This window comes from Catenuloplanes atrovinosus (genome assembly GCF_031458235.1).
Classification (GTDB): Bacteria; Actinomycetota; Actinomycetes; order Mycobacteriales; family Micromonosporaceae; genus Catenuloplanes; species Catenuloplanes atrovinosus.
This window is the reverse complement of the sequence record NZ_JAVDYB010000001.1, coordinates 4,541,697-4,555,405: the sequence shown is the minus strand read 5'-3', so window position 1 is coordinate 4,555,405 and position 13,709 is coordinate 4,541,697. Positions and strand designations below refer to the sequence as shown.

The 13,709-nt window shown below is 75.7% G+C and carries 8 protein-coding genes; 6 read left to right on the top strand and 2 right to left on the bottom strand.

Features of this window, described 5'->3' with window-relative positions; genetic code table 11:
* The first annotated feature begins 15 nt into the window (after positions 1 to 15).
* From J2S41_RS20300 to J2S41_RS20285, 4 genes are read left to right on the top strand one after another with little or no spacing between them, the layout of a single operon-like run.
* The gene (locus J2S41_RS20300) at positions 16 to 156 is read left to right on the top strand and encodes a hypothetical protein (protein ID WP_310369481.1); all 141 of its coding nucleotides are present in this window, start codon (positions 16 to 18) and stop codon (positions 154 to 156) included.
* On the top strand, positions 153 to 2,873 hold the full coding sequence (locus J2S41_RS20295) for a helix-turn-helix transcriptional regulator (RefSeq protein WP_310369480.1): 2,721 nt from the start codon (positions 153 to 155) through the stop codon (positions 2,871 to 2,873). Before J2S41_RS20300 ends, J2S41_RS20295 begins: the two co-directional genes overlap by 4 nt.
* A 46-nt stretch (positions 2,874 to 2,919) precedes the next feature.
* Positions 2,920 to 5,331, top strand: coding sequence for a right-handed parallel beta-helix repeat-containing protein (locus J2S41_RS20290; protein WP_310369479.1), 2,412 nt, complete (start codon positions 2,920 to 2,922; stop codon positions 5,329 to 5,331).
* Complete coding sequence (locus J2S41_RS20285) at positions 5,328 to 7,925, top strand: helix-turn-helix transcriptional regulator (RefSeq protein ID WP_310369478.1); 2,598 nt, start codon at positions 5,328 to 5,330, stop codon at positions 7,923 to 7,925. Before J2S41_RS20290 ends, J2S41_RS20285 begins: the two co-directional genes overlap by 4 nt.
* Before the next feature lie 13 nt (positions 7,926 to 7,938).
* On the opposite strand, the gene J2S41_RS20280 is transcribed toward J2S41_RS20285, so the two are convergent.
* Together J2S41_RS20280 and J2S41_RS20275 are read right to left on the bottom strand one after the other, a co-directional pair.
* A complete protein-coding gene (locus J2S41_RS20280; protein ID WP_310369477.1) occupies positions 7,939 to 9,753 on the bottom strand; it encodes a hypothetical protein in 1,815 nt (604 codons plus the stop codon).
* A 25-nt stretch (positions 9,754 to 9,778) separates the two neighbouring features.
* A complete protein-coding gene (locus J2S41_RS20275) occupies positions 9,779 to 11,431 on the bottom strand; it encodes a LysM peptidoglycan-binding domain-containing protein (RefSeq protein ID WP_310369476.1) in 1,653 nt (550 codons plus the stop codon).
* Positions 11,432 to 11,530: 99 nt separating this feature from the next.
* Here J2S41_RS20275 and J2S41_RS20270 point away from each other — a divergent pair, with 99 nt between their 5' ends.
* Positions 11,531 to 13,126, top strand: a complete 1,596-nt coding sequence (locus J2S41_RS20270) for a S8 family serine peptidase (RefSeq protein ID WP_310369475.1) — start codon at positions 11,531 to 11,533, stop codon at positions 13,124 to 13,126.
* Positions 13,123 to 13,692, top strand: a complete 570-nt coding sequence (locus tag J2S41_RS20265) for a hypothetical protein (RefSeq protein ID WP_310369474.1) — start codon at positions 13,123 to 13,125, stop codon at positions 13,690 to 13,692. The genes J2S41_RS20270 and J2S41_RS20265 overlap by 4 nt, the downstream gene beginning before the upstream one ends.
* Positions 13,693 to 13,709 lie beyond the last annotated feature (17 nt).

Here is a 13,709-nt window from a genome sequence, read left to right as displayed (position 1 = left end):
AGTTGGAGGTCCGCGATGGACGGCGCACCGCTCGACGAGTCGCGGAATCCCGCGGAGGCCGGCTCGCCGCCCGTGCCGCCGGCGCTGGCCGGCGCGCTGGCACGGGCGGTACGCGAAGCGGAGGGGGCCTACCGGCCGGCGGACGGTGACCGATGAGCCGCTCGGCATCGCGCCGGTCCCAGGCACTCCTGTGCGGCCGGGGCGCACAGCTCGCGGCGCTGGACGGCGCGGCCCGGGAGACCGGCGGGCGTGGGCGCCTGCTGCTGGTGACCGCGCCGCCCGGCGGCGGCAAGACGGCGTTGCTCAGGGCGGCGGTACATGGCTGGCGTACCGCGGGAACGCAGGTGCTCACCTGGTCGGCCGGGCGTCGCACGACCGCGGCGGGGGCGGGCGATCCGTACGGCTTCGGGGTGCTCGGCCGGCTGATGCGCACACACGTGGAGCGGTCGGGACAGTCGCCGCTGGCCGGCCCGCTGGCGCGGATCACCGCGCCCGGCCCGAGGGTGACCGATCAGGTGCGGGCCTTGCGGGAGGCCGTCGCGGCGTTGACCGCGCGGGCCAGCACCGTACTGGCGATCGACGACGCCGACGCGATCCCGGCCCCGGCCCTGGTGCTGTCGGCAGCACGAGGTCCCGGCTGCCTGGTCGTGGCCGCCTGCCGTACCGGCGGCCCCGCGGCCGAGCAACTGCGCCCGATCGCCGACGCGGTGATGGACCTGCCTGAGTTTTCCGAGAGCGAGGTCGCCGAGTTCCTGCACCGTCAGCATGGAGCACCCCCGGATCCTGGGCTGACCGGGGCTCTGCGTGAGGCGCTCGGGCCGCTGTTCGGCAACCCGGGCACGGTGACGGAGCTGTCCGCGGACCTCGCGACCGGCGGCCGGCTTCGGGTGCTGCGCGGCCACCTCTGCCTGAAAGAGCCGCACGCGGCCATCGCGCTGCCCGAGACGCATCCGCTGTGGGGCCGGCTGCGCCAGGCGGGCGAGGACGCGGTCCGGCTGGCGGTGATCGTCTCCGCGGTGCGCCTGACCGTCGACGATCTGCCGTTGCTGGAGGACGCGGTCCGGGCCGACCACAAAGTGTCCGGTCGTCTCCTGGACGAATTGGACCGCGCCGGTGTGCTGCGCGTCGACGCGGACGGGGTCATCGCGCCAGTCTGCCCGGCGGCCGGCGCCCGGCTGCGGCAGTCGGCCGGCCCGGTCGCGCTGGCACGCCTGCACCGGGCGTTCGCCGCAGCCCTGCTTCGCCGTGCGGGGACCGGTGGCCGGGCCGACCACGCTGTCCTGGCCGACCGGCTGACCTCGGCCGGGGACACGGTGCCCGCCGGCGCGCTGCCGACGGTGTGGCTGACCCGTGCCGCCGCATCGGCGGGCGAGCAGGACGCCGACCGCGCCGCGAGGTGGCTGCTGGCGGCGGCCCGGCACGCCGGGCGTACCGCGCTGTCCGGCCGCCTCCTCACCCGGCTGGCACCGATGCTGGTCCGCACCGGGCAGTACCGCGAATTGGGGGAGCTGAGCGCGGCCGTCGCCGCCTGCGACCGTAGCTGGGCGGCGTCGACGCCGTCGCAGCGGCGGGACGCCGCGGTCGCGGGCCTGCTCGCGGGGCTGCACACCGGATCTCCGATCCCCGCTCGCCTGCGCGGGGCGCTGCCCGATGACGCGGGCCTGGCCGCGATGCGTGACTGCTGGCTGCCCGGGGACCCGGCCGCGGCGGTCCCGCCGGAAACCGGGGAGGATCGCGCGGCCGGCGGCGATCTGGAGCCGTCGACACTGCTGCCCGCTAGCGAGGTGGCCCGGATGGCTGGGGCGGTCTCCGTGCGGCCGGACTTCGCCGCCCGCCGTCCGGAGCCCTTCGACCAGGCCCTCATCGCCGCGGGGACGACCGGCGATCTCGGCGGTGTGCTGCACCACGTGCTGGGTCCGCGGTACGGCGCTCCGGTGGAGGGCCCGCTGTCCGCCTACCGCCGCCTGCTGGACCACCATGCGGAGGGCGCGCTCGGGCGGGTCCTCTCCGCCGCGCGCGAGCTGGAGCTGTCCGGCGCGCCGACGACCACCGGCCACCAGCTCGCCCGAATCTACGCCGCCGACGCGCTCCTGATGCAGGGAGATCGCCGCCGCGCCGAGACCTGGCTCGGTGCGGTGCCGGCGGAGCCGCCCTATCTGGCCTTCCACGCTTGGGCACGGTGCGGTGCCGCGCTCGGCGGTGACGACCCGCCGGAGCAGCGTGCCGCTCTGCACGACGGCTGGGCGGCCTTCCGGCGGCAGCGCACGGCCGGCCCGCGGTTCGGCCTCGACCAACTGCTGCTGCGGGTGGCCGCACTCACCGCACGGCTGGCCGACGAGGCGATGGCCGCCGCGCTGCGCGAGGAGGCGCACGCCGTGGCCCGGACCCGCGCGCCGTGGCTGTTGCGGGAGACGGTGCTGCTGGTGCGCGCGGTGGTCGATCGGGACGCGGGCGCCGCGCACGCCGGCCTGTTGCTGGCGCGCCGCCGCGGACACCGTCTCACGCTGCTGGAGGCGTGTCTGTGCCTCGGCGCACTCCTCGACGACCCCCGCTCATGTCTGCACGAGGCATATGAACTCGCCCGGTCGATCGACGCGGCGCCGCCGCGTTCCCGTGTTCTCGCGCTCATGCGGGAACGAGGGGTCGGGATCCCGCGTCCGCGCCGGGATGACGACCGGGCGTCCATCTCCGAGGCTCGCATCATCACGCTGATCCAAGCCGGCCTGACGAACCGGCAGGTCGCGCTGCGGCTCGGCATCAGCGAGAAGACGGTGGAGTACCACCTGACCCGCATCTTCGCCCGGACGGGTCACCGGTCCCGGGTGGAGTTGGTTGCCGCCAGCCTGGCCGGCTCGCTCCGCCCCGCCTCGTGACGTCTCCCCGCAGGCGGGTGCCCGCCGCTGACGAAAGGTGTCCCGCGTGAACCCGAACAAGATCATCGTCTCGCCGTCCGGTGGTGAGCACCGCACGCTGGGGGAGGCGGTCGCTGCGGCGGCCGACGGTGCGGTGATCACCGTGCGGCCGGGTCACTACCAGGAGAACCTCCTGCTCACCAAGGCGGTGACGATCGTGGCCGAGGACGGGCCGGGTACGGTGCGGCTGACCGCCACGGCCGGCATTCCACTGATCCTCGTAGCGGAGTCGGCGGCCGTGTCCGGCCTGGTCATCGAGGCCGCTGACGCGCAGGCCCCGGCGATCGCGTTCGAGACGGGTCAGCTCGCGCTCACCGAGTGCTCGGTGATCGGCAAAGCGTGGGCGGCGGTCTACGTACGCGGCAGTGGCGCGCTGGTGATGAGGGCCGGCCGCGTCACGAACGAGGGCGGCGCCGGTCTGGTGGTGACGTCGCCGGCCGGCAGCGTCCTCGACGACTGCCGCATCGAACGGCTCGGCACCTCCGGGGTCGTCGTGGCGGAGCAGGGTGTGCTGCGTATGCGTTCCGGTGCGGTCGCCCAGGCTGGCGGCAACGGGATCTGCGTGCACGGCACCGCTCGGATCGTCGTCGAGGACACCGAGATCTCCGGCGCGAAACGGCCGGCGTTCGCGGTCGAGCACCAGAGTCGCGCCACCGTCCGCCGACTGCGAGTGAACCGGACCGACGGTATCGGCCTCTATCTGGCCAGCACGAACCGGGTCACGGTGGAGGAGGCCGCCGCAGACGACTGCGGCACCGACGGCTTTTACATCGGCGAGGGCTGCAAGCCGACGGTACGGGCGGGCAGCGTGCGCAGAGCCGGCCGGAACGGCTTCCGGTTCACCGGCGAGGCGTCCGGGAACTTCGCCGACTGCAAGGTGATCGAGACCGCGGGCGCGGCGGTGTCCGTCACCGGCCGGTGCGCTCCCGAGCTGGTACGCATCACGGCGCAGCGGTGCGGCGCGGGCGTGCGTCTCGAGGCCGGTGCCGACCCCCTGCTGCACCGGTTGCAGATCTCCAGCAGCCGGGAGCACGCGATCGAGATCGGGAACGGCGCCCGCGGCAGGTTCGAGACGGTCACCATCGACGGCGGCGGTGCTGCCGGCATCGTGGTCACCGGCGGCGCCCGGCCCACGCTCACCGGGGTCGGTATGCGCGGTACCGGCGGCCCCGGTGTGACGGTGACCGAGGCCGCCGCGGTCCTGACCGACTGCGACATCAGCGCGGTGCGCGGCGACGGCATACAGATCGGTCGCGGCGGCGAGATCTCGGCCGGGAACTGCCGGGTGCGGGCGAGCGCCGGCAGTGGCTGCCGGTTCGACGCCGGATCGACCGGGGGCCTGACCGGCTCGGAGTTCAGCGAGAACGAGGCGGACGGGATCGAGGTTCACACCGGCGACGCGGTACGGGTGATCGACTGCGTCGTCCGCGACAACAAGAAGTCCGGCCTGCGCCAGTCCGACGCCGCCGCGGCGCTGACCGTGGAGCGGCTCGCCAGCGAGCGCAACGGGCTGCCGGACGCGTTCGGTACGGCCGCAGCCGGCGGCTTGCCCGCGCCCGCCGCCACCCGGGCCGACGGTGGAGACAGGGTCGCCCGCGGCTCCGATCCGCTGCGAGAGCTGCTCGGCCTCGTCGGCCTGCAGGGTGTCAAGCAGGAGGTCACCTCGCTGATCAACCTGATGAAGATGTCACAGCGGCGCAAGGAGGCGGGTCTGTCGGCGCCGCCGATGGCCCGTCATCTCGTCTTCGCCGGGGCGCCCGGCACCGGCAAGACGACGGTCGCGCGGCTCTACGGCGCGATCCTGGCCGAACTGGGGGTGCTGCGCATCGGTCACCTGGTCGAGGTGGCACGCGCCGACCTGGTCGCCCAGATCATCGGCGGTACGGCGATCAAGACCACGGAGGCGTTCACCAGCGCGCTCGGCGGCGTGCTGTTCATCGACGAGGCGTACACGCTCAGCTCCGGCCAGGGCGGCACCGGCCCGGACTTCGGGCGAGAGGCAATCGACACGCTGGTCAAGCTGATGGAGGACCATCGCGAGGACGTGGTGGTCATCGCGGCCGGCTACTCGAAGGACATGCAGCGTTTCCTGGAGGCGAACCCCGGCCTGGAGTCGCGGTTCAGCCGCACCATCGAGTTCGCCAACTATAGCCCCGCCGAGCTGGTCACCATCGTGCAGGACCAGTCGGCCCGACACGACTACCGGCTCGACGACGCGGCCGCGGCGGCGCTGCTGCGCTATTTCGACGAGATCCCCAAGGACGGTACGTTCGGCAACGGACGTGAGGCGCGCAAGGTCTTCGAGCGGATGGCCGACCGGCAGGCTTCCCGTCTGGCCGCCGGAGAGCCCAGCCCGGCCGAGCTGACGCTGCTGACCGTCGAGGATCTCGACTACACGCCCGCGGCCGGCAGGTCGTGACCACGGTCGATCCGGTTCTCACCGTCCTGGCCGGCCCGTCCGGCATCGGTCGCAGCACCGCACTCCGGCGGATCTGCGCGCGGATCAAGGCCGACGGCGGCAGGGTGTTGCCGATCCCGCTGACTCCACCGGAGGAGGGACTGCCACTGCACCTGCTCGGCCGGCTCGCCGTCGAACTCGGCGCCCCGGCGTCACAGCCGGTCCGCCCCGGCCCGGTGGCGGACCCGAGCCGGTGGCAGGCGGCGGCGTTGGTGCGCGGCCTGGCCGGGCGGGGACGCCTGCTCGTCGCCCTGGACGACGCGCAGTGGGCCGATGCCGCATCCGCGGCGCTGCTGGAGCAGATCGTCCACGGGTTGCGGGCGACCGAGACCCGGCTGATCTGCACGGTACGGCTGGTGGGAACGGCCCCCGGCGACCCGGCCGCGGCCGCGCTGGGACGGCTGCGGGACGCGGGCCTCGCCGAGGTGGTACGGCTGCGCCCGCTCACGGACGCCGGGATCGCGACGATGCTGTGCGAGCTGACCGGCGCGCGCCGGGTCCGGCCCCGGGTGATCCGGTGGATGCGGGCCCTCACCGGTGGACTGCCCGCCGTCCTGCACGCCACCGTCACCGCGTACGGCGACGCCGGCGCTTTCCGCATCGCCGACCACGAACTGTGCGGGCTCGGCACGGCACCGGGCGCCGCCCGCGCCGTCACCGGCCACCTGCGCGGATTCGACGACCTCACGCTGTCCGTCGCCGGTGCTCTGGACGTGCTGCGGCCGCTCGGGCCGGCCGCCGAGGCGGTCGCCGCCGAGGCGCTGGACCTCGGCCCGGAACAGGTCCGCGCCGGCGTCCACGCGCTGGCCAGGGCGGGAGTGACCCGGCCGGACCGCCGCGGCGGCTGGTCGTTCACCGCCGCCGTCATGGGCACGGCGGCCCGGGCCCGGCTGGGGCACTATCGGCGCCGGCAGATCGCCCGGTGCGCCGCGGACGCGGTCCGGGCGGGCCGGACCGAAGCGACGCCGCCGTCCGCGCTCGCCGACTGGCTGTCCGACGCCGGGGCGCTGGTGGAGCCCCGCCGGGCCGCCGCGCAACTGGTCACACTGGGCCGCGCCGGGCTGGCCGCGGACGCCGGTGCGGCGGTGCGCTGGCTGAGAACCGCGACCGCGCTGACCGACGATCCGGCCGTGTCGATGAGCGCCATGCTCGCCCAGGCCCAGGCTGCCGAGCAGACCGGTGACCCGGCCACCGCGCGCGACCTGGCCGGGCTCCTGCTCCAGGAACACGCCGCGCGCCTCGGCCCGGACCGGCGGCGCCACGCGCTGCTGCTGTACCTCCGCGCGGTCCGCGGGCGCGGCGACCACGAGACCCTGCACCGGGTGGCGCGCGGAGCCGGCCACGGCCCGCTGCCCGCGTCCGACCCGGTGCTGCGCGCGGCCGCGCACGCGCTGCGCGGCGAGTGGGCTCCGGCCCGGTCCCTGCTCGACTCGGTGACCGGTGACGGCCTCGATCCGGAGACGGCACTGCTCGTGGCCGTGGTGGCCGCCGTGAGCGGATCCCCGTCCGCCCTGTACCGCCTGAGGCCGTCGCCGGCGGCCGTCGCCCCGGAAGCCCACCGCCGGCTGCTCGGCCAGGCGAACGTGCTTCTGCTGCTCGGCGACGTGACCGGCGCCGAGGAGGCGCTGGCCGCGGGTGGTCTCGACGCCGGCGCGCTCGGGGGCGCGGACCGGCTGATGCGCGCCTGGCGGACCGGCCGGTGGGACGACGTGCCGTGCATCGCCGCCGAGGACGATGCGGGCGCCACACCGCTGTCCCAGGTGGGCGCGGCGCAGGCCGCCGCCGCGGTGCGGCTGTCCTGCGGCCGGCCCGGAGCCGCCGTGGCGATCCTGGACGCCGCGCGCGCCGCCGGCGCGGTGCTGCCGCACCTGCTCGACTCGGTGGCCGCCACGGTCGCACGGGCCATCGGCACCGCGGATGAGGCGGCGGAGCGGGTGACGGCCGGTCTGGCCGCGGCACGGCACAGCGGGGCGGTCATCGGTACCGACGAGCTGTGGCTTCAGGCGACCGAGATCAGCCTCGACCGCGGTGATCGGGAGGCCGCCGCCCGCGCGGTCGCGGCCGCCGCCCGTACCGCCGGGCGGCTCGGCACCGGGCCGGCCGTCGTTCACCATCTGGTGGCCCGGGCGCTGCTCGATGCCGACCCCGGCGCCGCCGCCGAGGCGGTACGGGCCGCGCGTCCGCTGCGCCAGCCGTATCTGCTCGCCCGCGCGCTCGTGGCCACGGTACGGGCGGGTGGTGACCCCGCGGCGCTGTCCGAGGCGTACGACCTGCTGGGCGGCCTCGGCGCCGTCCTGGACCGCTACTGGCTGCGGCTGTTCATGCGCGCTCACCACGTCCCGGTGCCGCACCGGGCCGTCACGTCGGCCGAGGACCAGACGCTCATCATGTACCTGGTCGCCGAAGGGCTGTCCAACCGTCAGCTCGCACGGGTGTTGCGCATCAGCGAGAAGAGCGTGGAGGGGCGGCTGACTCGGCTGTTCCAGCGCACCGGCTACCGCTCGCGGGTCGACCTCGTCACCGCGGTGCTGTCCGGCGGGCCGGTGCCCGGCTGACCGGTGCGAGGCCTCATCGCAGCACCTCCGCCAGTGGCTCGGGCTCGTCCCACGGTTCTGCGACCCACGCGCCGTCCGCCGCCCGGCTCACCCCGGTGACGGTGACGGCGGGGTAGGCCGCCGGTGGCAGTACCGGTCCGGCGCCAGCGAGCCGCAGGTCCCACAGCCGGGTACGGACCGAGGTGAGCGGCGCCAGGGCGGCGAGGCTGGCAGTGACGTCGATCCCCCCGCCCGTGGGAACGCGCAGCCGCACCAGGCGGTGCCCGGCCCTGACCGGGGGCGGTTCCGGCAGCAGCGGCAGCGGATCCGGCGGGGTTTCGCCATCGTCGGGCAGCAGCGCGTATACCTCACGCGGAGCCGCGGGCCAGGGCACGACCTCCTCGGGCAGTCCGTCCACACCGTGCCGGGCGCCGGTGGACCGGACGACCAGTGCGCCGGGAACCTCGGTGTCGGCCAGCCGTACCCGGTCCAGGCGGCCCGCGGGAATCAGGTAGCGGCCCGCTGCCGGTGTGAGTTCCGCCCGCGGGCCCAGCGGGGCGAGGTACACGCAGTCGGTCAGTGAGACGGCGGCTCCCGGTGCGGCGTGAACCCGTACGTGCGGTCCGGCGGGCGCGGTCTCGCCCGCCACCCCGACGATGAACAGCCGGGCCGTCGGCAGCCCTTCGAGGACCACCCGCTCCACCGGCCAGTCGCACGGCACCCACAGCGTCAGCGGCGCGGAGTTGCCCGGCAGATCCGCCGGGAGCCAGCTCAGGCCCGTTCCCGGGGGCAGCGGCCCGGCATCCGTGAGCGCCGCGTCCGGCCCGCCGCCGGGGTCTTCCACGGGGTCGGGGGCACCGCCGAGGTCGCGGTCCGGTGCCGGCCGCGGTGCGTCATCGCCGACCGGTCGCAGCCGGCCGTCCGCCGCGGTCCGGAACCGGCTCGGCGCGGAGTCGTCGACCGGCCGATACGGCCACCACTCGTCCGGGTCGCCGCCGGGGCCGAGCGCGAGCAGGTCGGTGCCGTCCTCCGTCGCCCGTACGGACCCGCCGAGCGGGGGCACCCAGACGGTGGCGCCGGTGACGTCGGCCAGCCGGGACAGCTCGCCGTCCAGCGTCTCCCGGCCGGCGCGGTCGCCGGGCCAGTCCAGCCACAGCCGCAGATCGCCACCGTAGAGCCGGATCCAGGACAGCGCCGAGGCGAGGTCCTCACCGGTGCAGGCCAGGTCGGTGCCCTCGTAGGTGCCGGCCCGGAAACCGCTCGGTCCGGCCGGCACCACGGCGGTCAGCAGCTCGTCCGGTCGCGCACCGAGCCGCTCGACCGCGGCGCGCAGCCGCACGAAACCGGCCCGGTCACCGATTCCCACGGCGCCGGCGGCCTGCACCACCACCACGCCGGTACGCATGGCCAGCGTTCCGCCGCGCAGCGCGAACCATCCCGGCAGCGAGGTCGCCGCGGCCGGGGGTTGTATCAGCACCCAGTCGGCTATCTCGTCACGCACCGGCTCCACGGCGAAGACCCGGTCCGGCCCGAGGCGGCGCGCGACCGCGTTCGCCGGCGTGACGTAGACGTCCCGGTCGAGCAGCGCCGCCAGTTCGCGGAAGAGGTCGCCGTCCCGATCGCCGTGGTCGACGATCACCCGTACGTCGTGCCCATGCCCGCCGGTGTCCCGGACGATCCCGGCGAGCCGCTCGGCGGTGACCTCCCCGCGGCCGTCCGGAACGCGTAGATCTCCGCCGCGGGTACGTGCCAGCGGCAGGTCGAACAAATCGGGCAGGCGCGCCGTCGTGTCCGCCGGCTCGGGCTGCCGCGTACCGTGCCTGTCGAGCATCCGCCATCCCGCCCGCATCAGCCGGCTCCTTCGTCGGGGTTCGTCATCCGGCCGGATCCGTCAGCCGGACCGTCCACCGGGCGTCGGGGACCGCGCCGGTCACGATCGGGATGACCCGCGGGCCGGCGGAGCGGCAGAAACGCTGGATCGGACCGGTCATGTCCCCGTCGCCGGCGGCGAGGACCACGATCTGGAAGCGCCCCGCCGCGACCCCGGCCGTGCCGGTCAGTACCTCCGGCAGGCCGGCGAGATCCGCTACGTACCGGCAGCCGGCCGGGAGCCCGTCGCGCAGCGCGGTGCCGTGCACCGCGACCGGGCTGCCGGCCGCCCATAGCTGGTCGATCAGCGTGTGGAGGTGCCGCAGCGCCGCCTCGGCCGGGCCGGTGACGGTCAGCGGGTCCGGTGAGAGCGTCAGGTCGACCCAGAGGCGTCCTTGGTCGCCGTGGCCGAGCACGACCGAACCGTCGACGACCGGAGGTTGCTGCCCGGGCGCCAGCCAGGCGTAGTGCCGGCTGTCCGTCGCGTGGGTACGGGCGCCGACCAGCGACACCTGGATGCGGTCGCCGCCGGAGCGCAGGGACGCCCGCAGCGGGGCGACAAGGTGGACGGCGGCGGGGGCGTCGGGCCGCTGAAGGTCCGCCAGATGCGCCGGCGTCGTCGGTGGTGCCGGCAGCTCCGCGGGCACCGGCACGGGCGCGTCACCGCTCGCCGGTACCGGCTCGTCGGGTACGCCGCGAGATGCCTTCGGCTCCTCGGCCGCGGCGCAGGGCCGCGGCGGCCCCGGGGGGCTCCACCCGGCGGGCCGCTCGTCGGGCGCGGGCAGCGGGGCGCGCGCCCGGCCGGACAGCCGGGACGGGGGACTCGGCTCGACGACGACCGGACCGCTCGGCGCACCGGGCGCCGATAGCTCGACCGCCTCGGTGGCCGGTTCGCCGAGTTCCGCACCGACGGTGACCGGCGGCACGGCGGTGATGACCGGAGCCGCCGGTACCACGGCGACGGCCCGTACGGCGACCGCCGTCCCGATGACCTTTCGCGGGGCCCGGCGTCTCTCCGGCCGGCGTCCGCGGACGTGGCCCCGCCCGCGGCGTACCACCAGCGCGGCCAGCACGACCAGGCCGCCGGCCGCGCACAGCGAGACGATGCGGATGAGCGGTGCGGCGGGATCGGCGGCCGGCGGGCGGGCGATCGCGGGTGGCGGCGGTATGGCCGGAGTACCGGTTGGGGTGCCGCCGGAGGGTGATGTGCCGGTGCGCACGCCCTCACCGCGGGCGTCCGCGGGCAGGTGCAGGATCCAGCCCGGCTGGAGGACCGGCGGGTCGGACAGGTGCCGGCCGTCCGGCTGCACCCGGCCCTGGTTGAGGGCGATGATCTCCGGGTAGCGGCGGCCGTCGCCGAGCGTCGCCGCCGCGATCGCGTAGAGGTATTCGGGCCGGCCGTCGGCGTCGGTGCCGACGATGTAGTACTTGCCGGACGGTGCGGCCGAGGCGGTCGCGGGTACGGCGACGACCGCCTCAGCGGCTCCCGCGCCGGTCGCCGCGGTCGCCGCCAGGGCCAGCGCGATCGCGGCCACCCACCGCCCGCCGCGGTGCCGCCATCCCGGCGACGCGGCCGCATCGTTACCGCTGATCCGCGATCGCACGTCTTTCCCGCCCTTGGTGGCCGACTCCCGCTGCATGACGATCCCGCGTGCCATTCGGTTCACGGCGGCCCCGTGAACCGAATGGTGCACGCGATCGTCACCCCAGGGATTCGACGCCCACCGCGGCATGACCGAGAGAGAGGTAGGCCGACGATGAACCCGCGCACCAGCGGCCGGGGTGCGGCACTGCGGCTCGCGCTGGCCCTGCTCCTAGCCGTGTCGTGGGCACCACGCTCCGCCCTCGCGGCCCCGTCCCCGGAGGAGTTCGTCAAGTTCTACGTGGTGGCCGTCGCGTACGGCGGTCAGCCGGAGCAGTTGCCGTCGATCGCGGAACGGCTGCTCGGCGACCGCAACCGCGCCACCGAGTTATTCGACATGAACAAGGGCCGTCCGCAGCCGGCCGGCGGCAACCTGACGGACATCGGCACGCTGCGGCCCGGCTGGTACCTCGTGCTGCCGTGGGACGCGCTCGGCACGGGTGTGCGGTACGGGGCGCTGCCGGTTACTCCGCCGGCCGCGCCGCCGCCCGACATCGCACCCGCCAGCGGCACACCCACGCCTTCCACCTCCGGTGCTCCCGCGCGCCGGGAGGGCTGTACCGCCTCCGCGGCAGCCTCGCGCCCGGGGACGAACTGGGGACAGGTGCGCCTGGCACCCGAGGTGGCGTGGGACCGCAGCCGCGGTGCGGATGTCCTGGTGGCGCTGGTGGATTCCGGAGTGGACACGCAGGTCTCCGCGCTCGCGGGACGGGTGGCGCCCGGCGCGGACATGGTGACCGGCGCGGCGAACGGCAACGTCGACTGCACCGGTTCCGGCACGGCGCTGGCCGGGATCATCGCGGGCGGCACCAACGGCAACGGCGCGGCGGTCGGCGTCGCGCCGGAGGCGGAGATTCTTCCGGTGCGGGTCGTCGACAACGCCGATCGGGCGACGCCAGACGACGTGGCGTCGGGCATCACCGTGGCGGTCTCGGCCGGCGCGGGCGTGATCGCGCTCGGCGGGGTGACGAACCCCGCCGACGAGGTGGTGGCGGACGCCATCGCGGACGCGGCCGAGCACGACGTCGTGGTCATCATCGCCGCGCCGGCCGGACCGAGCGCGCAACCGGCATCACCCGGGCCGGCATCGACCGCTCAGCTCGCGCCGGGCGCCGCTTCCACGTCGCCGCCGGCTGCCGGCGTGCTGCGCGTCGGCGGCGTCGGTGCCGAGGGGCAACTCGCCGCGCAGTACCGGCCCGGCTCGGTGGACGTGGTGGCACCCGGCATCGACGTGGCCAGCGTGGGCGCCGCGGGCACCGGTGCGGTGGTCGGCAGCGGCACGGAATACGCCGTGGCGTTCGTCGCCGGTGCCGCCGCGCTGGTGCGGGCGGCCTTCCCGACGATGAACGCGGCGGACGTGGCGCGGCAACTCACGTTGACGGCGGCGCCCGTGGGCCCCGCCGGCGACGCCGGGACCGCCGAGGACAGCCGGTACGGCGCCGGAATGATCGATCTCGCCGCGGCCGTCGCGGAACCGCTGGCCGGTGACGCGGGCGGGATTCCGTTCGGTGGCGATCCGGCACTGTGGTCTCTGGCGGCACTGGGTGGGCTGGCGTTGGCGCTGGTGGCGGCCATTCTGTGGCGACTGCGCGCCCGCGGCTGGCGGGAGGCCGCTGCGGCCGACGACGACGTGGACGGTCGCCCGGAGGAGTCCGCCGCGCAGACCGTCATGCCTCGGTGGCCGGCGGGCGTTGCGGACGAGGATCGGTGAGCGCCGCCGGTTCACGGCCCGCGGGGCGCACCCGCGACCCCCGCCATCGGCCCCGCGAGGCGCGCCTGCACACCCGGATCGGTGCGCTGCGGGCCGAGGTGCTGACCTTCGCGGAGATCTGCGGCGGCCCGCGTGATCAGCAGTGGCAGGCGTTGGTGTCGAGCTTCGAGACCTACGCGCACATGCTGCTGGAGGCCGTCGGTGACATCGCGGACCCGGCCACGGGCCGGGCGTCCGACCCGTGGCCGGCGGACGTCGGCCGCCCCGATGCCACCGGGTACGGCCCGCGATCGCCCGACACCACCGAGCTGACGCGGGCGGCGGGACTGCTGGCCGACGAATTGAGCGAGCTGAAGCGCCGGTTCCGTGATGAGCGGCCGAGGTGGACCCGGACCCCGCACAGCCCGTTCGCCAGCCCGGCCGCGGAGTGGGACGTGGCGGCGGACGGCCTGCTCGGCCCCGATGGCGTCGCGGCTTGGCTGGCAGGCCGGGCGGGAATGGAATGGCCGGACCTGAGCCGGGCACGGTGGGACGGCGGCGCGCGCACCGATCGGCCGGTGGCCTGACCGCCGGGAACGATGAA

Bases quoted from the DNA above. Each gene is read 5' to 3' on its own strand.
- J2S41_RS20300 (WP_310369481.1), top strand. From the start codon at position 16: ATGGACGGCGCACCGCTCGACGAGTCGCGGAATCCCGCGGAGGCCGGC.
- J2S41_RS20295 (WP_310369480.1), top strand. From the start codon at position 153: ATGAGCCGCTCGGCATCGCGCCGGTCCCAGGCACTCCTGTGCGGCCGG.
- J2S41_RS20280 (WP_310369477.1), bottom strand. From the start codon at position 9,753: ATGCGGGCGGGATGGCGGATGCTCGACAGGCACGGTACGCGGCAGCCC.
- J2S41_RS20275 (WP_310369476.1), bottom strand. From the start codon at position 11,431: ATGGCACGCGGGATCGTCATGCAGCGGGAGTCGGCCACCAAGGGCGGG.
- J2S41_RS20270 (WP_310369475.1), top strand. From the start codon at position 11,531: ATGAACCCGCGCACCAGCGGCCGGGGTGCGGCACTGCGGCTCGCGCTG.